Here is a 22,800-nt window from a genome sequence, read left to right as displayed (position 1 = left end):
AAATCAACTTTATGCAAGTATATTATCATCGGAGCTTGTTGATAAATCAACTTATTTGAAATTGGAGATTCTATATGATCAATCGTTTTGAAATACTGACCACAGGTATCGCTCAAATTCAGAAAAAAATACAAAAAATCAAACGTCTGAAAATGAATTCTTTTGGACTAAAAGGTGCACATGTTATGTGTATCTACTATCTGCACCAGAATCCGGAAGGACTGACAGCCGCAGATTTAAGCCGGAAATGTGTAGAAGATAAGGCAGCTATCTCTCGAATTCTGTCGGAACTGGAAAAGAATCATTTTATTTATTACGAAGAATCCAGCCTCGGTAAAAAGTACCGCGCCAAGGTGAAGCTGACTTTGGAAGGCGAGGCATATGCCCGCAGAATAAGCAAAGTCATTCTGAAAATTACGGAACGATCCAGTCAGGGAATTTCGGAGGAAGAACGAAAAATCTTTTATCGCGTTCTGTCCATCATTTCCGAAAACCTGGATCACGTGTGCCAGGAACTGGAATCAGAACCCTAGTGATCAACACTGAATATACCATCAAAGGAAGGAGAACTAACCATGCATCCACTTCGGAAACTATACTGCCGCACCTTTCAGCTGGGACTTAAAATTGCGCTTCCATTTCTTCCCTACAGAAAGCCTAAAATACAAGGAAGTGTCAAAGCAATCCCCGGTATTATGGAAAAGAACCACTGTAAATGCGCCTTCATCGTTACGGATGAGGGGGGGCGTAAGCTTGGACTTCTAAGCCGCCTCGAACACGCGCTTTCGCTTCCCGCATCTTCTTGAATGAACTACAAAGATTGGAAGACGTCTTTGAACTACCGAAGACATTTCCGCAGATTCAGAAAGCAGACATCCGAAAGCTCTCTCGCTATGCAGACAAAGAGGTCAATCCGCTTTATCCGGTGCCTCTTCTTCTAGACGCCAAAGAACTGGAACAATTTTATGAAATCGTAATGGAGGAATCATGTAATGACAGAACAGGAAATTAGGCAACTCATTCATGCGCAGCGCCGTTTCTTCTTCACGGGAGAGACACTTCCTATCCGCTACCGGATGGAAATGCTTCGCCGTCTGAAAGCCTGCATTTTAAAGCGCGAAAAGGAAATTGAACTTGCATTAAAAAAAGACCTTGGAAAAAGCACCTTTGAAAGTTATATGTGCGAAACAGGACTGGTATTAAGTGAGATTAGTTATATGTTGAAGCACACGCCTTCTTTTACAAAAGAACAGCGTGTACACACACCGCTTGCTCAATTCCACTCCCGCAGCTTCCGAAAGCCCTCTCCTTATGGAGTCTGTCTGATTATGAGTCCATGGAACTATCCTTTTCTCCTGACGATCGATCCGCTGGTGGATGCAATTGCTGCAGGCAATACTGCTGTCATTAAACCTAGCGCTTATTCCCCTCATACCAGTCAGGTAATCAAGGAACTGATAGAAGAATGTTTTGACCCTCGATACGTGGCGGTTGTGACGGGAGGACGCGCTGAGAATACCTGCCTTTTAAAGGAACATTTTGATTATATTTTCTTTACCGGAAGTCAGAATGTGGGAAAAGAAGTGATGCGAAATGCGGCTGATCACCTCACTCCTGTCACATTGGAACTGGGAGGCAAAAGCCCGTGCATCATAGAAAAAACTGCCAATCTAAAACTGGCAGCAAAACGGATTGTATTTGGGAAATATCTAAATTGCGGGCAGACCTGTGTAGCTCCCGATTATATTTACTGTGATCAGGCGATTAAAGATGAACTCGTATCAGAGCTTACGACGCAAATTCGCAAGCAATTTGGAAAGTCACCACTGAAGAATCCAAACTATGGTAAAATCATCAACGAAAAACATTTCGACCGTATTGTGGCACTGATTGATCCTGACAAAACTGTCTGCGGAGGACGAAGCACGCGTAAAACACTGCAGATTGAACCAACAATCATGGATCATATAGACTTTCAGGATCCGGTTATGCAGGAAGAAATCTTCGGACCGGTACTCCCGATATTGACCTATGATTCACTGGATCAAGCCATTCACAAGATCAATTCTCTTGCACATCCTCTTGCACTGTATCTGTTCACTTCAGACCAGACAGTTGCCAAAAAGGTGACTGCAAGATGCGGATTTGGCGGTGGATGCATCAATGATGTTGTAATTCATTTGGCAACCAGTGAGATGGGATTTGGCGGCTTCGGAGAGAGTGGTATTGGACAGTACCACGGAAAATGCGGCTTCGATACCTTCTCACATTATAAGAGTATCGTAGATAAAAAGACATGGTTAGATCTTCCTATGAGGTATCAACCCTACCGGAAGCTCAACGAAAAATTGCTGCGGGCTTTTTTGAAATAATTTTAAGAGGGGGCTATTCCCCCTCTTCTTCAGCCCGTTTTCTTTCGAGGTTTTCTCCATATTTCCTAATATTTTCATATTTATATACATAATCCGAAATATGATATCCCCAGATAATATTTGTCGCTTCAATCTCTAAAATGTCATATTTTTCCATCAGTTCTTGTTCCAGTTTTCTTATTTCTCCGATATTTTCCCTTGTTTCGTTTCTTATCTTTTTTGCCCGGCTTCGATATTCTTCGGCCACTTTTTGATTTAACCATTCCCCCTTGTGTTTTTGATATTTTTCTTCCAGCCATTGTTCTCTATCCATATCCTTCACTCCTATTTATGAATCATAAATCTACTTTTCTTCACAAACAGAGTAATATAGGGTATGTACCTATTTTAGTGCACAGCCAAAAAACTTTGATTCTATTACTTTAATTGATAACGATTCAAATATTCTCGTTCCTCCGAAGTTTTTTCCAAACACTCAATAAAATCTGCAGCGCTTATATACTTAATAGAAAAATCAACGCCACAATCTTCTTTAGCAGTACTTATGTCCTACAAAAAGGACACTCGTCTGCTACTTTTTCTATAACAATATTGAAAATATATCTTTAACCGCCATGTTATCAATACATTATTTCGTCTTTATTTGTGATACGGTTCTCCGTGAATAATCCGATAACTTCGATAAATTTGTTCCAACAAGATCACCCGCATCAGCTGGTGAGGAAATGTCATTTTAGAAAAACTAAGCGCATAATTAGATCTTTCGAGAACCTCCTCGCCAAGTCCGATAGAACCGCCGATAATAAACGTAATATGGCTTACTCCTTGAATCCCGAGCTTATCGATCTTCTTTGCAAGTTCTTCGGAAGTCACTTGCTTTCCTTGAATTTCCAGGGTGACAACATACGCATCGTCCTTTACATGCTTTAAGATCCGCTCCCCTTCTTTTGCGCGGATCATAGTTTCTACCGTTTCACTGGCGTTATCCGGTGTCTTTTCATCTGCGACTTCCACAATCTCCAATTTGCAGTATTTGGATAATCTTTTACTGTACTCGGCAATCGCATCTTTTAAATACTTTTCCTTTATTTTCCCAACTGTAATTACACTAATTTTCATCCCCTATTACCAATCCTTCTTTTATCTATCATATATTATGTTTTCCCGTGAAGGTATGAACGTCAATTCGATATACGGCTACATTATCAAGCGATTCTGGACGAATCGGAGCTTTTCCTCCCCCAAGATGATCCATCAGACAGGAAAGCCCATGGAGTTTTTCTTTTTCATCTGTCACCTGACAAATCGTTCCGTTTCCCATAATACTGGAATAAGCATAAGAATAACTGCAGCCATCTGCGCCATGAATCAAGCGGTGGCCACAGTCCATCTCAACAGCGACTTGCGGACAGGACGCAAATGCTTCCGCTTTTCTTCCCTCTTTTGAGCCGTGAATATACAGAGTAAGACGCATCTCGTCTTCCTGAAATTCATATCCAAAATTTACCGGTACGACAAACATCCCATCAGAATCCGTAGTACCAATTCGGACTACTTCGCATTCACCTAGAATCTCTCGCAGTTCTTTACCGTCGGTAATCTCTCTTTTTTGAAGACGCATCTTTCTCATCTCTTCTTTTCCTCTTTTCTCTTCCATTCTTTCAATTTTTCTTTTTCTTCTTTTGATACACGATAAGATTCACAGATTTTCTGAATTGCCTTATTGTGGGTAAAATCATCTAAATGATCCGTTTTAAGATACTGGAAAGTCTCTTTAGGAAATTTAACATAACATACGGAAATCGCCCAGGCGACCGCCATTTTTACATAATACCCCTCATGGTGAACTGCATCTATATCCCGCAGAATCTTTCCAATATAATAGTCGGTCACAAAATGATCCAACATACACACAACAGCAAAACGAATTTCATATTCCCGACTGCTGTTTAAATACTGTTCCAAATAAGAAAACCAGTATTCCATGTCTTGTTTCATAAATTTATACGTCGTGCAGCTGCTGTCACAAACAGACCAGTTATCAATGGCTGGCACGAACGAATCTAAAAGCTGCCGTCTTTCTTCCTCCTCACACTTAAGATACCCTATCAGTATTCCATGAATCATTCGTTCCTCATAATAGGCTTCCTTTGAGCGCTCCAGCAAAACGACGGCATCGGCATAAGATCTCCCAGATGTCTTTACCAGCTCTTTTGCAATCTTACGAAGAACCGGAATCCTTACTCCCAATATTCTCGAAGTTTCCCCCGGTATCAGGGAACGGTTGAACTCCTGGTATCCCAAATCTATTTCATTTTCCAGCTTTTTTCTCGTTTCTTGTAGTAGTAGTTCCATTTGGTACCTCCTATTTTTCTTCCATTCCCATCCTATCTTAGTTCTGATTTTTCTTATCCTAGCGCTACATCCAGAATCATCATTAAAACAAATCCAGCTGCAAATCCAAGAGTCCCAATATTACTGTGCTCTCCTTCTGCTGATTCCGGCACCAGTTCTTCCACGACTACGTAGATCATGGCTCCTGCCGCGAATGCAAGAAGATACGGAAGGGCTGGAGTGACATAGGACGCTAGAAGCACGGTAATTCCGCCGGCTATAGGCTCTACAATTCCAGACATAGCTCCATAATAGAACGCCTTTTTCCGGCTGCCTCCTTCGTTTTTAATCGGCAGAGACACAATGAATCCTTCCGGAAAATTCTGAATAGCAATCCCAATGGATAATGCAAATGCTCCCATCATGGTTACCTCTGCATTCCCCATTAAAATCCCGGCAAACACAGCCCCACTTGAAATTCCCTCTGGGATGTTATGAATCGTGACCGCCAAAACCAGCATAGCTGATTTCCCAAGCGAAGTTTTAGGTCCTTCCGATTTGTCAGATCCGATATGCAGATGTGGAATGATATGATCCAGAAAAAGCAGAAAAAGAATTCCGATCATAAAACCGATGGCTGCCGGTGCAAATGCCCATTTTCCTAACCTCTCCGACATATCCATTGCCGGAATCAGAAGCGACCATACAGAAGCTGCCACCATCACTCCTGCTGCAAATCCAAGCAGTGCCTTTTGAAGACCTGGATTTAATTCCTTCTTTACAAATAACACACACCCGGCTCCCAGCGCCGTACCGATGAACGGAATCATAAGGCCCCAAAAAATCATCATATACACATACCTCATTTCTTCAAAGTCTATTTCTAATATATTCGGAAAACCGTAAGAATGCAAATAAAACTAATTAAAAAGCAAGTAAAAGCAAAAATGGGACGTAGTACTTTTATCTTACCACGCCCCTTCTTTACTATTTTAATTATAAGAATTATTTTAATAATTCATGAATTCCTTTTGCTCCAGCTTTTCCAGCGCCCATAGCAAGGATTACTGTCGCAGCTCCAGTCACTGCATCTCCGCCGGCAAATACACAGGCTTTCGAGGTCTGACCATTTTCTTCTTCGGCTACGATACATTTTCTCTTATTGGTCTTCAATCCTTCTGTTGTAGATGCAATCAACGGATTTGGAGAAGTTCCCAGAGACATAATAACCGTATCCAGCTCAATTTCATATTCAGATCCCGGAATTTCTACCGGACGTCTTCTTCCAGATGCATCAGGTTCACCCAATTCCATCTTAACAACCTTCATACCTTTTACCCAGCCATTCTCATCTACGAGAATTTCCTTTGGATTGGTCAGAAGATCAAAGATAACACCTTCTTCTTTTGCATGATGTACTTCTTCTACTCTGGCTGGAAGCTCCGCTTCACTTCGGCGATATACAATATGTACTTCCGCTCCCAATCGAAGCGCCGTTCTTGCAGCATCCATAGCTACATTACCACCGCCAACAACAGCCACCTTATGTCCAGCTGCAATTGGCGTATCATAGGAATCGTCAAAAGCCTTCATCAGATTGCTTCTGGTTAAATACTCATTCGCAGAGAATACACCGTTCGCTGTCTCTCCCGGAATTCCCATGAACATTGGAAGTCCTGCACCGGAACCAATGAAAACAGCCTCAAATTTCTCTTCTTCGATCAGCTGATCTATCGTAGTAGACTTTCCAATTACAACATTCGTCTCGAATTTAACGCCCAGCTCTTTGACTTTTTCGATCTCTTTTTTGACAACCTTTTCTTTTGGCAGACGGAACTCTGGAATTCCATATACCAGCACGCCTCCTAATTCATGAAGCGCCTCAAATACGGTTACTTCATAGCCTAGTTTTGCCAGATCGCCTGCACAGGTAAGACCTGACGGACCAGAACCAATAACCGCTACTTTGTGTCCATTACTCTTCTCGGCTTTCTTTGGTTTGATATCATTCTCCAACGCATAATCTGCAACAAACCGTTCCAATTTACCAATGGATACCGGCTCGCCTTTGATTCCGCGAATACATTTGCACTCACACTGAGACTCCTGTGGGCATACACGTCCGCAGATAGCCGGAAGTGCGGAAGATTCTCCAATCACCTGATAAGCGCCTTCGATATCGCCTTCTTTGATTTTTGATATAAATCCCGGAATATTAATGGATACCGGACATCCTTCAATACATTTGGCATTCTTACAATTCAGACAGCGACTTGCTTCTTCCTGTGCCTCTTCCATATTGTATCCATAACATACTTCTTCAAAATTGGTTGCACGTACCTTCGCTTCCTGCTCTCTTACAGGAACTCTTTTCAACATATCCGCCATTACTCGTCACCTCCGCAATGTCCGCATCCACCGTGATGGGTATCTCCTTCTTTTAATTTCAGAATCGCACGGCCTTCTGCTGTCTTATACATCTGCTGTCTCTTCATTGCTTCATCAAAGTTTACTAGATGTCCATCGAACTCTGGTCCATCTACACAGGCAAATTTAATCTCATCGCCTACGTGCAGACGACAAGCGCCGCACATTCCCGTTCCATCTACCATAATCGGATTCATGCTGACGATAGTCGGAATATTCAATTTCTTTGTCAAAAGACAAGTGAATTTCATCATAATCATCGGTCCGATCGCAACGCACAAATCATATTGGTGACCTTCCTCTACCAACTTCTCAATCTTCGTTGTAACCATACCGGAATGTCCGTAGGAACCATCATCGGTACATGGATAATAGTTTCCGGCAACTTCGCGCATCTCATCCTCTAAGATCAACATATCTTTCGTCTTAGATCCGACGATTACATCCACGTCTACGCCGCGTTCTTTCAGCCATTTTACCTGTGGGTAAACCGGAGCTGCACCAACACCTCCCGCTACAAACAGAATCCTCTTCTTTTTCAGACTTTCGATGTCCTCATGGACAAATTCAGACGGGCATCCTAACGGTCCTGTAAAGTCACGGAAAGAATCCCCTGCTTTTAACTCTGCCATCTTCATGGTAGAAGCACCAACCGTCTGGAATACAATGGTAATGGTACCTGCTTCTCTGTCATAATCACAAATCGTAAGCGGAATCCTCTCTCCTTTTTCATCCAGCTTTACAATGACAAACTGTCCGGGCTCACAGTGTCTCGCTACTCGAGGCGCTTCTACGTCCATAAGATAAATCATATCAGCCAGTTTTTCGGCTTTTACTATCTTGTACATCTTATCTCCTCCTAAATACTAATGCTTCTTTCATCATACTGGATATGAGTCAAAATATCAAGTGACAGATTACTCGGATGTCTCCAACATATAATTTCTGGTTGTTACTCCGCTTTCCCGTCCTTTCCCATTCACAAGAATCGCCTTAAACAGAGTCTCTCCCTGCGGCATTGTAATTGGTCCGTCATATTTCTTTGACGCCGTTGTCGGTTCTGTCCCATCCAGCGTATAATATGCTTCATATCCTTCCGGAACTTTGATTTCAATTGGCACTGCTGTATCATACTGTCCGGTAGATGGTGAGACTGCCGGAGCATCTTCAATTGGAAGTTCCACGGTGTAAGTTTTTGATGCGACAAGGCTTGGAATACCTTTCTTATCTACAGCGATGGCTTGAATTTCTGTATCCCCCTCATCCAATTGGATCGGTTCCGTATATTTTGTGCTGCTTTTTGTAGGCTTGCTTCCATCCGTCGTATAATAAATGCTCTGTCCCTTGGACGCTGTCAATTCCAGTTCTCTTACATCTTCAAAAACCTCTTCATCATCCAGACTGAATTCTGGTTCTGAAATGATATATTCCGCCAGCGCTTCTGTCACCACCTCTTCTGCATCTTCCAAAAGATGCGGGATTTCCTCCGACTGATGACTATCCAGATAAAATTGTACACAGGCTTCATATAGTTCTACGTTCTTAGGCTGCTTTTCCAGCGCGTCAAGGAATAAATTTTCTCCCTCTTCGGGAATTTCCTCTTCCAAATAGACCTTAGAAAGCCCAATATAAGCATCGGCCTTTTTGGAATCTTTAGAAAGTGCTTTCTCAAATGCACGTTTTGCCTCCTGATAGGACTCTTTTTTTAGTTCTCGGTATCCTTTCCGCACGATCCCTCTGTAAGAGACCTGATAAAGGGCAAAACATCCCCCGACGATACCGATCAGAATGATCAGCAAAATTAACATCCGTTTCCGTCTTTTTTTCCTTTTTATCTCCCGACGGCGTTCTGCCTGCCTCCGCTTGCGCTCTCGCTCAGAAAGCTTTCGCTCTCTTTCGGGCTGGGTTCTGTCCATGCCTGCGCGAGCGCGCTCCCGCTGTGACACGGTATCTGTTCTTCGTCTTCCGGTCGCAGCGCTGGTACGGTAATGATAAAACTCTTCATTATCCGGTTCATCACCATTGATAGCACCTTTGATCTGTTCACTTAACAGATCATCCAACGGATTATATTCCGGGACTATGCAGACTTCTTTTCCGCAATTCTCACAGTATAGCATTCCTTCCGGTATGCTATGTCCGCAATACTTACATCTCATTCTACATGTTCCTCCTATTTTGCAGCTTCTACACAATTACACATCAGCATGGCAACCGTCATCGGGCCAACTCCGCCCGGAACAGGTGTAATGGCTGACACTTTATCTACAACCTGATCAAAATCCACGTCTCCGCAGAGTTTGTTATCTTCGTTTCTATGCATACCCACATCAATGACAACTGCGCCGTCCTTAACATGATCTGCCGTTATCATTTTGGCTTTTCCTGCCGCAACCACAAGAATATCTGCACGGCAAGTCACATCTTTTAAGTTCTGGGTTCGAGAATGAGTTACGGTAACCGTACCATTTTCCTGAAGAAGCAAAATTCCCATCGGCTTCCCGACATTATTACTTCTTCCAACAACTACACATTCCTTCCCCTCAATCGAAATACCTGAACGTTTCAAAAGCTCAATCACTCCTGCCGGTGTACAAGGAACAAAACCTTCTTCACCAACGAACATTTTCCCTACATTCATGGGATGAAATCCATCCACGTCCTTCTTAGGACTGATAGCACGGATCACAGCATCTTCATCAATCTGTCCCGGCAGCGGAAGCTGCACCAGAATTCCGTCCACCTGTGGATCCTGATTCAATGTATCTACCAGGCGTATCAATTCTTCCTGCGTGGTCTCCTCTTTTAATTCATAAGATCTGGACTCAATCCCTATATACTTACATGCCCTCTTCTTATTTCTTACATAGACAGAAGACGCCGGATCTTCTCCTACCTGAACGACAGCCAGGCAGACGTTTTTACCATCTGCCTTCATTGCTGCCACCTGTTCTTTTAATTCTTCTTTTATCTGCGCTGCGATTGCTTTTCCATCAATTAATATTGCCATAGTTTTCCTTCTTCCCTTATCTTCTTTTCTACTCCCCAAATCAAGAACCTATTAGAATAATCCGGTAATAGTTCCGTCTTCTGCCACGTCAATTCCATTTGCTGCCGGAACCTTTGGAAGTCCAGGCATGGTCATTACTGCTCCTGTCAATACAACCACAAACCCAGCTCCCGCACTGACATATACTTCACGAATGTGAATGTCAAAATCTGTTGGACGTCCTAATTTCTTAGCATCATCAGACAGAGAGTATTGATTCTTTGCCATACAGACCGGAAGATTGGAAAATCCAAGTTCCGCGATCTTAGCAAGCTGTTTCTTTGCAGCCGGTTCATAGATAACGCCACGCGCGCCATAGATCTCTTTTGAAATGGTCTCAATCTTCTCTTCCAAAGACAGATCATCTTCATAAAGCGTATGGAAGTTGCTTTCCTTCTTTTCCAGTGTATCCAGCACTTTTAAAGCCAGTTCTTCTCCGCCTTCTCCGCCTTTTTCCCAAACTCTTGCCAGTGCAAATTCACATCCTTTTTCTTCACAGAATCTTCGGATATATTCATTCTCTGCTTCGGTATCTGTCACAAAGGAATTCAGTGTTACAACTACCGGAACTCCATATTTCTGGATATTTTCAATATGTTTCTCTAAATTGACAATCCCCTTTTTCAATGCCTCCAGATTTTCTTCGCCCAAATCTGCCTTTGCAACGCCTCCGTTGTACTTCAACGCACGTACGGTTGCCACAAGAACGACTGCATCCGGATGAAGACCTGCTTTTCTGCACTTGATATCGAAGAATTTTTCAGCTCCCAGGTCTGCGCCAAAACCAGCCTCTGTAATGGTAATATCACTTAACTTCAATGCCATTCTTGTCGCTCTTACACTATTGCAGCCGTGTGCAATATTTGCGAATGGACCACCATGTACCAGCGCCGGCGTATGTTCCAGCGTCTGAATCAAGTTCGGCATAATCGCATCCTTTAAAAGAGCCGTCATAGCGCCTGTTGCCTTAAGATCATCTGCCGTTACAGGTTCTCCTGCAAAATTGTATGCTACAATAATCTTTCCAAGGCGTGTTCTTAAGTCATTCAGATCCTCTGCCAAACAGAGAATCGCCATAATTTCAGACGCAACCGTAATTACGAAATGATCTTCTCTGACCATTCCATCCATCTTGCTTCCCAAGCCAACTACAATATTTCTTAAATTCCGATCATTCATATCCAGACAACGTTTCCACACCACCTGACGAGAATCGATCTGAAGCGCATTTCCCTGCTGGATGTGGTTGTCAAGAAGTGCTGCCAAAAGGTTATTAGCAGACGTAATTGCATGAAAATCTCCCGTAAAATGAAGGTTTAAATCCTCCATAGGAACAACCTGTGAATAGCCGCCGCCGGCTGCTCCTCCTTTGATTCCAAAACACGGACCAAGAGAAGGCTCTCGAAGTGCGATCATCGCTTTCTTTCCAAGCTTCGTCATCGCCTGTCCAAGTCCCACTGTAATCGTAGTCTTTCCTTCTCCTGCCGGAGTTGGGTTAATGGCAGTTACCAGCACCAGCTTTCCATCCGGTTCTTCTTTTACCCGGTTCCAAAGTTCTTCGGAAAGCTTCGCTTTATACTTCCCGTAAAACTCCAGTTCCTCTTCTTCAATTCCTGCTGTTTTTGCCACATCTCTGATATGGGCCATCTGTGCTTCCTGTGCAATCTGGATATCTGTTTTCATCGGTTTCCAATCCTTTCTCTCTGTGATTTATTCCCTTGTTTCTTTAGACATACTCTTCGGCGTACCGCTCGAATTCTTCGGCCGTCATCAGCACTTTCCGTGGTTTCGTTCCTTCCTCCGGACCGACAACGCCCGCCTCGCACAGCTGATCCATAATCCTTGCTGCGCGGTTGAATCCTATCTTAAAGCTACGCTGAAGCATCCCTATGGACGCCTTGTCTTTCTCTATAATGAGGCGGCCTGCTTCTGTAAAATGCACGTCGCGTTCATCCCCTTCTGCCATTCCTGCCACACTGGCGCTTCCTAGCTGGCTGGTATTCACATGTTGTACGACTTCTTCATCGTAAACAGCTTCCCCACTCTGTTTTTTCAAATATTCTACCACACTTTGAACTTCCTGGTCTGTCACAAAAGACCCTTGAACTCTGGCCGGCTTCTGATATCCCGCCGGATAGAACAGCATATCGCCTTTTCCCAGCAGTTTTTCCGCACCGTTCATATCGATAATCGTACGGGAATCCACTCCCGATGATACGGAAAATGCAATCCTGGACGGCATATTAGCTTTAATCAGTCCCGTAATAACATTGACGGATGGACGCTGCGTTGCCAGTACCAGATGAATGCCCGCAGCTCTTGCCAGCTGTGCCAGACGACAGATCGCCTCTTCAACATCCCCCGGCGCCACCATCATAAGATCCGCCAACTCGTCTACGATAATGACGATCTGCGGCATCGGCTTTAAGGCTTCGCCGTCCACTGAAGGCATAGAAGCGATTTTCTCGTTATATCCCTTCATATCCCTTACGTTATGCTCCGCAAAGGCCTGATATCTTCTGGTCATCTCAGCTACTGCCCAGTTTAATGCGCCCGCAGCTTTTTTCGGATCTGTGACTACCGGGATCATCAGATGTGGAATTCCGTTATAAACACTAAGTTCCACCACCTTCGGGTCAATCATAATCAACTTGACCTCTTCCGGTGAGGCTTTATATAAGATACTCATAATCAAGGTATTGATACAGACCGACTTACCAGACCCGGTTGCTCCTGCAATCAGCACATGCGGCATCTTACCAATATCCGAAACTACCGTCTTTCCTCCAATATCCTTTCCAACTGCAAAAGAAATACGGGAAGTACTGTTCTTGAATTCCTGAGACTCCAAAAGATCTCTAAGCATGACAGCGGAATTCTCTTTATTAGGAACTTCGATTCCAACAGCTGCTTTCCCCGGAATCGGCGCCTCAATTCGGATATCTGCCGCCGCCAAATTTAGCTTGATATCATCTGCAAGTCCAACAATCTTGCTGACCTTAACGCCCATCTCCGGCTGCAGTTCATAGCGAGTCACCGACGGGCCACAGCTTACATTGGTCACCGTTACATTGACTCCAAAGTTCTGCAATGTAGTCTGAAGTTTCATGGCAGTCTCCCTCAAATGAGCATCCGATTCCCCGCTTCCTCTCTTGCCCTTCTTTAACAGTGAAAGCGGCGGGAAACGGTATTCCTTCTTGGGTTTCGCTTCCCCTGCTTCTATAGTGGCCGCCACATCTGCCATCTCCTTGCGGACTTCCATTTTCTCTTTTGCACGACTTTTTGTCAATGCGCTCTGATCTACAGTGGCAGCTTCCTCGAAAGCCTCTGATCCTCCAAAATCACTCGGCTCTTCCGCTCTGTGAATCTCAAATTGAGGACTTGGCTCCTTGAAAATCTGTTCCTCAATGACTCCTTCGTCTGCAAGCTCAAGTGGATCTGCCTTTAACTCTCGCATTTTTCCAGCGCTGTTTTCATTAGAAAGAGTGGTGTCAAAGGAAACCCCTTCCACATGACGATCACTCCGCTTTTTTGAATTTGAACGGGACGCTTTGTTTTCCTTCTTTTCTTCTTGCTTTTTCTCTTTCTCCCGTGCTTCCCGCCGTTCCTTCGCAAGCTCTCTTCTTCGGGCAGCATCCTGCTTCGCTTTATCATAAGCTTTATCGCCTTGTTTTTTCACACCTTTAAGCGCTGATTTTCCAGTAATGATTACCGTACAGATAATCATCAAAGTAAGAACCACAACGTATGTACCTGCGACACCGATAGCCGGTGTCAGAATTGTCGTCAACGACTTTCCAATCAGGCCTCCTACCCTATGAATCAACTCCAGCAGCGTGCAGACAAGAACGGTAAGAACTACACCGAGAACAGTCTTTAAATACGCAGCTCCATTGCCGCGGTTGGACACTAAAAATGCAACCGTTCCAAAGAGAAGAAACGGACTGATAAATGCCACCCAACCAAAGATCCAGAATAAGAATTCAGCAATTTTCTCCCCTATAAATCCGCCGAATCCAAAATTACTGATCAACATCAGAATGCTGATTGCCAAACTTACCCAAATGACAATTTCATTGAATAAGAAACTCTGCTCCGTCTTTTTTTTCTTTGTCTGCCGTCTGCCTGTACGCTTTTTCGACTTTGCAGCCATTAACACTTCCCCCTTATGATTGACAATACTATTTATAGTATATCATTTTCAAGGAAGTCTGTCATTACTAAAATTCGTTGGAAATCCCTGCTCTGCCCTCTATCATTTCGTGCAATTTTCTCAACGCATCGCTCATTCCTCCGACTTCGTCGATGAGCCCCTCCTGAACTGCTTCTCTCCCCTCCAGTAATGTTCCTACGTCTTTGACAAGCTCCGTCTGATTTAACATCAACTCTTCTAATCGTTCCTTGGAAATTTTAGAATGCTTTGCAAGAAAACGGGTGATGCGGTCTTGCGTCCGAATCATATTTCTAAGACTTTGTTCCACACCGATGAACATCCCGCTGGAACGCACCGGATGGATAATCATCGTTCCGCTTGGCACAATAAAAGAATACTTTGCTGAAACTGCCAACGGTCCTCCGATAGAATGGCTTCCTCCCAACACAAGAGATACCGTCGGTTTGCTTAAGGATGCGATCATTTCTGCAATGGACAATCCTGCTTCCACATCCCCGCCCAGTGTATGAAGAAGAATCAGAAGCCCTTCAATCTCGTCACTGTCTTCTACTTCCGCCAGCATTGGCAGCAAATGCTCGTATTTGGTGGATTTGGCGCTACCGGACACCGACTCATGTCCCTCGATTTCTCCGATGATCGTTAACAATTTAATCTTGTGATGATTTTTATTCCCATCCAGATCTGCACTTCCTGTCTCTTTCATTTCGCTCTGACGCTGTTCCTTCTTCTCGATTTCTTCCATAAAAAAACACCTCCATACTTTTTTCTTAGTATGAAGGTGTTTCTGATATTTTATACCTCTTCCAGAGCCTGTGCCAGATCTGCAATAATATCATCAATATGTTCGATTCCCACACTGAAGCGAATCAGATCCGGCTGTACACCAGCCTCTTTCAATTCCTGATCGTTCATCTGACGATGGGTATGGCTTGCCGGATGAAGCACACAGCTTCTGGCATCTGCCACATGCGTCACAATCGCAATCATTTTCAAGCTGTCCATCATTCTCACAGCCGCATCGCGGCCTCCCTTTAATCCAAAGGTGATGACACCGCAGCTTCCATCCGGCATATATTTCTGTGCCAGGTCATAGTATTTATCTCCCGGAAGAGACGGACAATTCACCCATGCTACCTTTTCATGGTTTTGCAGATATTTTGCAGCAGCTACTGCATTCGCACAATGTCTTTCTACCCGAAGATGAAGCGTTTCCAAGCCCAAATTCAGAAGGAATGCATTCTGCGGCGCCTGAATAGATCCCAGGTCCCGCATCAGCTGTGCAGTTGCTTTGGTAATATAAGCGCCTTTCCCAAATCGCTCTGTATACACAATTCCATGATAAGTCTCATCAGGTGTCGTCAGTCCTGGAAACTTATCTGCATGGGCATCCCAGTCGAAATTACCACTGTCAACAATAGCGCCGCCGACACAGGATGCATGACCATCCATATACTTGGTCGTAGAATGCGTTACAATATCTGCGCCCCATTCAAACGGCCGACAGTTGATTGGAGTTGCAAAAGTATTGTCCACAATAAATGGAACTCCATGTGCATGTGCCGCTTCCGCAAATTTTTCAAAATCAAGCACCACCAAAGCCGGGTTTGCAATCGTCTCGCCAAACACTGCCTTCGTGTTCTCCTGAAAAGCAGCTTCCAGTTCTTCTTTCGTACAATCCGGATCCACAAATGTAGCTTCCACGCCCATTTTTCGGATTGTATGGGCATACAGATTGTATGTTCCGCCATAGAGAGCGGATGCACACACAATATGATCTCCTGCCTGAACGATATTCATAATCGCATAGAAATTTGCAGCCTGTCCAGAGGAAGTCAACATGGCAGCCACACCGCCTTCCAGGTCACAGATCTTCGCCGCAACAGCGTCGTTAGTAGGATTCTGCAGACGGGTATAGAAGTATCCAGATTCTTCCAGATCAAACAGACGTCCCATCTGTTCGCTGGAATTATACTTAAAAGTCGTACTCTGATAGATCGGCACAATTCTCGCCTCTCCGTTTTCCGGCTGGTAACCAGACTGGATACACTTGGTTTCATTCTTATAATTGCTCATATCGGGTCCTCCTATGAATGTAAATATCTATGCTGTAAGTGATATACCATATCGGTATAGCGCTTTTTGCATGCTTCGTTTTCTCCTGTTTCCGCCAGATGAACACATGGCATCAGATAATCCTGATAAATCTGCCTGTAGATAGAAGATGCATCCTTATGCATGTCGATAGCCATCACGATCATCGGTGCAACTTCATAATATTCCTCTACCAATTCTCGCCCAGACTCACTTTTCATCAGGTACTCATCTCGGTAAGCCCGAAGTGTCTCCAGTTCATAGCAGTCATCTGCTTTACCACTGCTTCCACAGACAGCAGTCGTAATATAGCAAAGTCTCTGCTTAAACCCGTCGGTAATCGCGTCATAGGAGGACTTCTTCAGTACCAGAGTAGTCACCTTCGCTTCATTCCAAAGTTCTACCATTCGGTCTGCAATCTTCCCGCAGTAAGGATCTTTCTCATAAGTCAGAAGTGGAATCACGAAAACGGCCATCGTCATATTAAAATCCACCTCTGCAACCTCTCTGCTTCGTTTTGGAAGGGTTCCTATCTTTTGCTTGGCATAAGCCGGAATCACTGCTGCAATTTCTTCAATTCCTGCCATTCGATCTGCCTCTTCCATTTTATCAATATCCGCTGACAGTTCTTGCAAAAGATCCTGATATGTATGATACAGCTGTAAAAAAAGCTGATCGTAAGTCTTCTTCTTAAATTCCCTTACCCGGTTGTAAAGTTCCTCAAAAAGCTGTTCCAGCTTTCGGCTCTTTTCTTCTATCGTCATCTGTCATCCTCCGCTTTAAGCTGTTCGAAATATTTCTAATTCTTACTCAGCCCAGTTGTGATAAACATCCTGTACATCATCGTCATCGTCCAACATATCCAATGTCTTCTGAATATTGGCAATATCTTTCTCATCCGTTAATTCCACATAGGTCTGTGGAATCATGGTTACTTCTGCTGCTGCCATTGGGATTCCTGCCTCTTCCAGTGTCTGACGCACAGCGCTGAAGTCTTCCGGCGTCGTAAAGATCTCGAAACTGTCTTCTTCCTCTGCGAAATCCTCTGCTCCTGCATCCAAAGCCTGCATCATCAGCTCGTCTGCATCGCCGTCATACTCTTCTTTATCAATCACGATCTGCCCCTTTTTATCAAACATAAAGGATACACATCCCGGCGTTCCCACGTTACCGCTTCCTTTGGTAAATGCATTTTTTACGTTGGATGCCGTACGGTTTTTATTATCGGTCAACGCTTCTACGATGATGGCTGTTCCATTCGGTCCATATCCTTCATATGTAATGTGTGCGTAGTTTGCCACATCTGCGTCACTGTCTGCACGCTTAATGTTTCTTTCAATGGTATCGTTTGGCATATTGTTCGCTTTCGCTTTTGCAATGACATCGCGCAGCCGGCTGTTATTCGTCGGGTCTGCACTTCCGCCTTCTTTTACAGCAACGGCAAGCTCTTTTCCGATTTTCGTAAAAATCTTACCCTTTGCCGCATCATTTTTCTCCTTTTTATGCTTAATATTGGCAAATTTTGAATGTCCTGACATCGTTTTTCCCTCGCTTTATTCATTCTTTATCTGTTCTTATTTTGTGTTTTTCGTGTCACACGTTTTTTATTCTAGCACTCTTCCTGCTGTTTTTCAATCTTAACTGACTGAATTATATTGTTATCCGCCGTCAGAACCGTAAACCGATATCCCTGCTCTTCCACCACGCCAGCTTCATCTTCGGACGGGATTCGATCAAGCTTCGCAATCAGAAAACCATTAAGGGTCTCGTACTCTTCCGTCTCAAACGTAATCGATAACAGATCTTCTAAATCTTCCAGCTCCGTCAACCCATTCACGATCAGACTTCCGTCCTTCTGGCGCAGAATCATCTCTTCCTCTTCATCGTGCTCATCTAAAATATTTCCGACAATCTCTTCCAAAATATCTTCCATGGCAACCAGCCCTGAGGTCTGTCCGTATTCATCCAATACAATGACGATATGATTCTTCTCAGCCTGCATCTCCTTAAACAGTGTATCGATACTCTTGGTCTCCGGAATAAACGTAACCGGACGTATGTAGTCACTTAATTTTCCGATCGGCACCTTGCGAAGCTCAGGATTCAAATAGCCTGTCATCGCTTCTCTGAGGTGGATAATTCCTATAATCTCATCAATGTCCTCATGGTAAATTGGGAATCTGGAAAACTTTTCATCCAGCATAAAAATCAGCGCTTCCTCCAGCGCCATATCCCCGTCGATTCCGATAATATTTTTCCGATGCGTCATAATATCTCTGGCATCTTTATCCATATAGCGGAACACATTCCGAATCAGTCCCGCTGCTTCTTTCTGCATGCCTTCGTCCATCTCATCTTCTACCTGAAATAAATGTTTCATTCTTTGGAATAAACTTCCATCTTCCATAACGTCTGCCTCAAACTCCTTTTCTATGTATGAAGCTCAAAGCTGACCTTTAAAGCTTCATCTACTTTGTTCATAATCTCTTTATCCAGATGACACACGAGATCTTTGAGTCTCTGTTTGTCAATCGTGCGGATCTGTTCCATTAGTATAACAGAATTTTTTACAATCTGGTAGCGTCTCGCATCAATTTCTACATGCGTCGGAAGCTTTGCCTTATTCATACGGGAAGTGATGGCGGCGCATATGACCGTCGGACTGTGGCGGTTCCCCACATTATTCTGGATCACCAGCACCGGCCTGATCCCTCCCTGCTCCGAGCCCACTACTGGGCTTAAATCTGCATAATAAATATCTCCTCTTCTTACCTGCACGTCTGATTCACACTCCGATTCTTCAAGATAAAATCAGTATTTCCATCTTTTCCCGGATGTATTCTGACGCGGCAAAAAATCATAAGAATTAGGAAAAATAGTCTTTCTGTTCCACAACCTCACCGCAGCGTATGTATTCTCTTGGAATCCGTTTTCCAAGATCACAGACAAATTCATAGTTAAATCTTCCAGACAATTCGCTTAACACTTCTACCGGAAGCGTTTCTGCTCCATCACAGCCCACCAAAGTAACCAGGTCTCCAAACGCTGCTCCTTCAATTTCCGTAACGTCTACCATAAACTGATCCATGCATACCCTGCCAATAATTGGAGCTTTCTGCCCGCGAATCAACGCATATCCTTTATTGGACAGGCTTCTTGGATAACCGTCTCCATACCCCACCGGAATGGTAGCTACCTTCGTTCGGCGTTTCGATACAAAGGTTCCTCCGTAGCTGACCGGAACACCTTCTTCAATCCATTTCACATGGGCAATATGACTGACCAGAGTAAGCGCAGGACGAAGAGGAACCCGCTCCTTTTTCACTTCTTCCGACGGATACAGCCCATAAGTCGCAATCCCTGCTCTTACCAAGTCGAGCTCAGCTTCCGGCAGATCAATGATTCCAGCACTATTGCAGCAGTGATAGTTTTCAAAAGTAACCCCGGATTTTTCCAGCCGTTCCTTCATCCACATATATTTTTCAAACTGCTGATTTGTAAAACTCTTCTCTGTCTCGTCAGCCTTGGCAAAATGTGTAAACATACCTTCTGGTATCAATCCCGGAAGTTTGCTGATTTCTGCGATTGCACGAGCACTTGCCTCTTCTATCGGAAATCCGATTCTTGACATTCCTGTGTCCAGTTTCACATGGATATAGGCCTTCTTCCCCATTTCACAAGCAAGATCGGATACTTCCTTTGCCATTTCTTCTGTATAAACCGTCATGCGAATCTCCTGGGCAATCATCTCTCTTCGCTGATCCGGGAAAATGCAGCCCAATACTAGAACAGGTCTCGTAATGCCAGCTGTTCTTAAGATCACGGCCTCGTCGAGGGTTGCCACAGCAAAGCCCCATACATATTCCTTCTCTTCCAGCATTTTCGCAATGGGAACCGCGCCATGGCCGTACCCATCTGTTTTGATGACAACGATCATTTTCGCACTGCCGCTTAAATTCTTTTTCATCATCTCTATATTATATTCCACTGCATCCAAATTGATCCTTGCACATACTCTTGTATAGTTTTTCATACCCTTATTCCTCCAACTCGTTCCACGCTCCCGCAAGAAATTCGATCAAATCTCTTGCCATCACACTGTAAGTTCCTTTTCTCTCACGCGCCAGATCTCCGGCTCTTCCGTGCAGATATGTCCCCAGAACCGCGGCCTGATAGCCTTCCATTCCCTGTGCCATAAGACCTGCGATTATGCCGGACAGCACATCGCCGGAACCGGCTTTCGCCATCGATGCATTCCCCGACAGATTGACACTTGCTTTTCTTCCCTTCGACGCAATAACCGTGCGGGCATCTTTTAACACACAGGTTAAACGATGCTGATCGGCAAAGCTTTTTATCACGTCCATTCTGGAAGAGCGAATCTCCTCAATCGTTAAGTCTGTAAGCCTTGACATTTCCATCATATGCGGAGTAAATACCAGATCATCCACAGACAATGCATCCAGATATTTTTTGTGAGCGGCGATCAGATTCAATCCATCTGCATCTACCAGACATGGAACACGCACATTTTCCAATGTAGCACGCAGAATCTTTCGTGCCTTCTCCGTCGTCCCGATCCCCGATCCAACACAGACTACATCGGCCCATTTCAAAAGCCTTAAAAGCTCTCCCTGATCATAGAGATCATAGGTTGTGACGATTGCCTCCGGCAGCAGCTGCTGCAGAACCACACGGTTCTCCTCAGCTGTATAGATCTGTACCAGTCCTGCGCCTGCCATATAGGCTGCATAAGCATTCAAATACGCCGCTCCTGCCATGCCTTTGCTTCCGGCAATCACAAGAACCTTGCCGTAGGTTCCCTTGTTAGAATCTGCTCTTCTTATCGGAAGAAGCTTTCGATAATCTTCCCGCTCGTAAGCATAGGTAAGATTGGAATCTTTCTCTGCCTTTGTCAGGTCAATTCCAATATCTTCTACAAATACCTTCCCGGCATAACGTTTCCCCGGATACAGTGCAAGTCCCAGCTTGGTTGTCTGAAACGTCACCGTCACATCCGCCTGAAATGCGATTCCCATCACAGCTCCATGATCTGCTGAAATTCCAGATGGCAGATCTACTGAAAATTTCTGTGCATCAGCTTCATTCATCTGTTGAATCACCTGTACGTATCTGCCAATAATTTCCCGGCCTAATCCCACGCCAAAAATGGCATCTACGATGAGACTGTAATCCCCCGACTCATATCCTTCCAGAATCTGCGTTCCCGTCTCTTTAAGAAGACGCATCTGATGCTTCGTCTCTTCCGTACAGCTGGAGCTATTGCCGACTAGAAATACCGTAACCTCCTTCCCTCTTTCTGCCAAAAGCCTTGCAATCGCAAAGCCATCGCCTCCATTATTGCCCGACCCGCATACCACACAAGGTCTGGATAAATCCATGCCGAGTTCATCCATAACCCTCACACAACTTTCGGCCGCTCGCTCCATCAATGTAAGCGACAAAACCCCTTTCTCCTGTATGGTATACTGATCCGCCATCTTCATCTGACGACTGTTTACCAAATACTCCATCCTGCTACCCCCCTGTCATATTTTTTATTTCAATGAAAAAAGACGCATAGAGACAAGCCTGTCTGCACATGCCTGTCCTTACACGTCCCTGTGTTGTTCTTGCTTATTTTTGATGTTCTTCGTTATATCGGCTGATATTATATGACAACTGCATAAGACTCTCCGAGAGATGAACATTCTCTACAATCACATTGTCCGGCAGATTCAGGTCAATATGTGCAAAATTCCAGATTGCACGGACACCGTTCTCTACCAGCATATCAGCTACTTCCTCTGCTTTATCTTTCGGAATCGTAAGAGCTGCAATGTCTACCTCATTGTTCGCAACGAAGGATCTAAGCTCATCCATCATCCGAATCGGAACCCCGCGGATCGTCACTCCCGCAAGTCTTGGGTTCACATCAAAGATTCCCTTTAAGATAAAGCCTCTCTTTTCAAAGGCTGCGTAATTCGCCAGCGCCTGTCCAAGATTACCCGCTCCGATAATAATGATATTATGGTCTTCTTCCAGTCCCAGAATCTTGCCTATCTCTGTGTACAGATACTTTACATTATATCCATATCCCTGTTGTCCAAACCCTCCAAAGTTGTTCAGATCCTGACGGATCTGAGACGCAGTTACATTCATTCGTTTACTCAAATCATTTGAGGAAATTCGTTCTACTCCGCCTTCTAGCAGTTCTCCCAAATATCTGTAGTATCTTGGCAGCCTGCGAATCACTGCCTGAGAAATCCCTCTATCTTCCAATCATCTCACCTTCCATTCTAGAAAACATTATATAGAATTTTCCTTTCAAAGTCAAACTTTAAGTTGTTTTT

General features: G+C 44.2%; 23 protein-coding genes. 3 read left to right on the top strand and 20 right to left on the bottom strand.

Translation table 11 applies throughout. From position 1 onward, the window contains the following. Positions 1-74 precede the first annotated feature (74 nt). The 3 genes from C0979_RS01410 (at position 75) to C0979_RS01395 (ending at position 2,372) form a co-directional block, all read left to right on the top strand. The gene (locus tag C0979_RS01410) at positions 75-533 is read left to right on the top strand and encodes a MarR family winged helix-turn-helix transcriptional regulator (RefSeq protein WP_101694284.1); all 459 of its coding nucleotides are present in this window, start codon (positions 75-77) and stop codon (positions 531-533) included. Between the two features lie 287 nt (positions 534-820). Next, a complete protein-coding gene (locus C0979_RS01400) occupies positions 821-1,012 on the top strand; it encodes a hypothetical protein (protein ID WP_101694282.1) in 192 nt (63 codons plus the stop codon). Next, a complete protein-coding gene (locus C0979_RS01395; RefSeq protein ID WP_101694281.1) occupies positions 993-2,372 on the top strand; it encodes an aldehyde dehydrogenase in 1,380 nt (459 codons plus the stop codon). The genes C0979_RS01400 and C0979_RS01395 overlap by 20 nt, the downstream gene beginning before the upstream one ends. 13 nt (positions 2,373-2,385) lie before the next feature. On the opposite strand, the gene C0979_RS01390 is transcribed toward C0979_RS01395, so the two are convergent. The 20 genes from C0979_RS01390 to C0979_RS01295 form a co-directional block, all read right to left on the bottom strand. Beyond that, entirely contained in the window at positions 2,386-2,685 is a 300-nt protein-coding gene (locus C0979_RS01390) for a hypothetical protein (RefSeq protein WP_101694280.1), read from the bottom strand. A 326-nt stretch (positions 2,686-3,011) separates the two neighbouring features. After that, entirely contained in the window at positions 3,012-3,491 is a 480-nt protein-coding gene (rlmH, locus tag C0979_RS01385) for a 23S rRNA (pseudouridine(1915)-N(3))-methyltransferase RlmH (RefSeq protein WP_101694279.1), read from the bottom strand. 28 nt (positions 3,492-3,519) lie between these two features. Further along, entirely contained in the window at positions 3,520-4,029 is a 510-nt protein-coding gene (locus tag C0979_RS01380) for a pyridoxamine 5'-phosphate oxidase family protein (RefSeq protein WP_242962619.1), read from the bottom strand. Then, positions 3,999-4,727, bottom strand: a complete 729-nt coding sequence (locus C0979_RS01375; protein WP_101694278.1) for a DNA alkylation repair protein — start codon at positions 4,725-4,727, stop codon at positions 3,999-4,001. Before C0979_RS01375 ends, C0979_RS01380 begins: the two co-directional genes overlap by 31 nt. 53 nt (positions 4,728-4,780) lie before the next feature. Further along, on the bottom strand, positions 4,781-5,557 hold the full coding sequence (locus tag C0979_RS01370) for a ZIP family metal transporter (RefSeq protein ID WP_101694277.1): 777 nt from the start codon (positions 5,555-5,557) through the stop codon (positions 4,781-4,783). 154 nt (positions 5,558-5,711) lie between these two features. Further along, entirely contained in the window at positions 5,712-7,094 is a 1,383-nt protein-coding gene (gene gltA / locus C0979_RS01365; protein WP_101694276.1) for an NADPH-dependent glutamate synthase, read from the bottom strand. Beyond that, the gene (locus C0979_RS01360) at positions 7,094-7,981 is read right to left on the bottom strand and encodes a sulfide/dihydroorotate dehydrogenase-like FAD/NAD-binding protein (RefSeq protein ID WP_101694275.1); all 888 of its coding nucleotides are present in this window, start codon (positions 7,979-7,981) and stop codon (positions 7,094-7,096) included. Before C0979_RS01360 ends, gltA begins: the two co-directional genes overlap by 1 nt. Before the next feature lie 69 nt (positions 7,982-8,050). Beyond that, on the bottom strand, positions 8,051-9,292 hold the full coding sequence (locus C0979_RS01355) for an FN3 associated domain-containing protein (protein WP_101694274.1): 1,242 nt from the start codon (positions 9,290-9,292) through the stop codon (positions 8,051-8,053). 14 nt (positions 9,293-9,306) lie between these two features. Beyond that, the gene (folD, locus tag C0979_RS01350) at positions 9,307-10,143 is read right to left on the bottom strand and encodes a bifunctional methylenetetrahydrofolate dehydrogenase/methenyltetrahydrofolate cyclohydrolase FolD (RefSeq protein WP_101694273.1); all 837 of its coding nucleotides are present in this window, start codon (positions 10,141-10,143) and stop codon (positions 9,307-9,309) included. A gap of 51 nt (positions 10,144-10,194) precedes the next feature. Next, positions 10,195-11,865 (bottom strand): formate--tetrahydrofolate ligase, encoded by a 1,671-nt coding sequence (locus tag C0979_RS01345; protein WP_101694272.1) that lies wholly within the window; start codon positions 11,863-11,865, stop codon positions 10,195-10,197. Between the two features lie 43 nt (positions 11,866-11,908). Further along, positions 11,909-14,335: an FtsK/SpoIIIE family DNA translocase gene (locus C0979_RS01340; RefSeq protein ID WP_101694271.1), complete on the bottom strand. Its 2,427-nt coding sequence runs from the start codon at positions 14,333-14,335 to the stop codon at positions 11,909-11,911. A gap of 67 nt (positions 14,336-14,402) precedes the next feature. Next, positions 14,403-15,098 (bottom strand): ClpP family protease, encoded by a 696-nt coding sequence (locus C0979_RS01335; protein WP_101694270.1) that lies wholly within the window; start codon positions 15,096-15,098, stop codon positions 14,403-14,405. 50 nt (positions 15,099-15,148) lie between these two features. Beyond that, positions 15,149-16,429: an O-acetylhomoserine aminocarboxypropyltransferase/cysteine synthase family protein gene (locus C0979_RS01330; protein ID WP_101694269.1), complete on the bottom strand. Its 1,281-nt coding sequence runs from the start codon at positions 16,427-16,429 to the stop codon at positions 15,149-15,151. Positions 16,430-16,440: 11 nt separating this feature from the next. Then, positions 16,441-17,211 (bottom strand): CFI-box extended C-terminal domain-containing protein, encoded by a 771-nt coding sequence (locus tag C0979_RS01325; RefSeq protein WP_202031213.1) that lies wholly within the window; start codon positions 17,209-17,211, stop codon positions 16,441-16,443. A gap of 42 nt (positions 17,212-17,253) precedes the next feature. Further along, positions 17,254-17,985 (bottom strand): YebC/PmpR family DNA-binding transcriptional regulator, encoded by a 732-nt coding sequence (locus C0979_RS01320; protein WP_101694268.1) that lies wholly within the window; start codon positions 17,983-17,985, stop codon positions 17,254-17,256. Positions 17,986-18,056: 71 nt separating this feature from the next. Further along, complete coding sequence (locus tag C0979_RS01315; RefSeq protein WP_101694267.1) at positions 18,057-18,854, bottom strand: hemolysin family protein; 798 nt, start codon at positions 18,852-18,854, stop codon at positions 18,057-18,059. A 23-nt stretch (positions 18,855-18,877) separates the two neighbouring features. Then, positions 18,878-19,225, bottom strand: coding sequence for a type II toxin-antitoxin system PemK/MazF family toxin (locus tag C0979_RS01310; RefSeq protein WP_101694266.1), 348 nt, complete (start codon positions 19,223-19,225; stop codon positions 18,878-18,880). Between the two features lie 88 nt (positions 19,226-19,313). Continuing rightward, a complete protein-coding gene (alr, locus tag C0979_RS01305) occupies positions 19,314-20,480 on the bottom strand; it encodes an alanine racemase (RefSeq protein ID WP_101694265.1) in 1,167 nt (388 codons plus the stop codon). Positions 20,481-20,484: 4 nt separating this feature from the next. Continuing rightward, positions 20,485-21,981: an NAD(P)H-hydrate dehydratase gene (locus C0979_RS01300; RefSeq protein ID WP_101694264.1), complete on the bottom strand. Its 1,497-nt coding sequence runs from the start codon at positions 21,979-21,981 to the stop codon at positions 20,485-20,487. A gap of 103 nt (positions 21,982-22,084) precedes the next feature. Next, positions 22,085-22,729, bottom strand: coding sequence for a redox-sensing transcriptional repressor Rex (locus C0979_RS01295; protein WP_101694263.1), 645 nt, complete (start codon positions 22,727-22,729; stop codon positions 22,085-22,087). Positions 22,730-22,800: the final 71 nt, after the last annotated feature.

The sequence above is a fragment of the Dorea phocaeensis genome, assembly GCF_900240315.1.
Lineage (GTDB): Bacteria > Bacillota > Clostridia > Lachnospirales > Lachnospiraceae > Dorea_B > Dorea_B phocaeensis.
The sequence above is the reverse complement of the archived record's forward strand: the minus strand, read 5'-3'. Positions and strand labels throughout refer to the sequence as shown.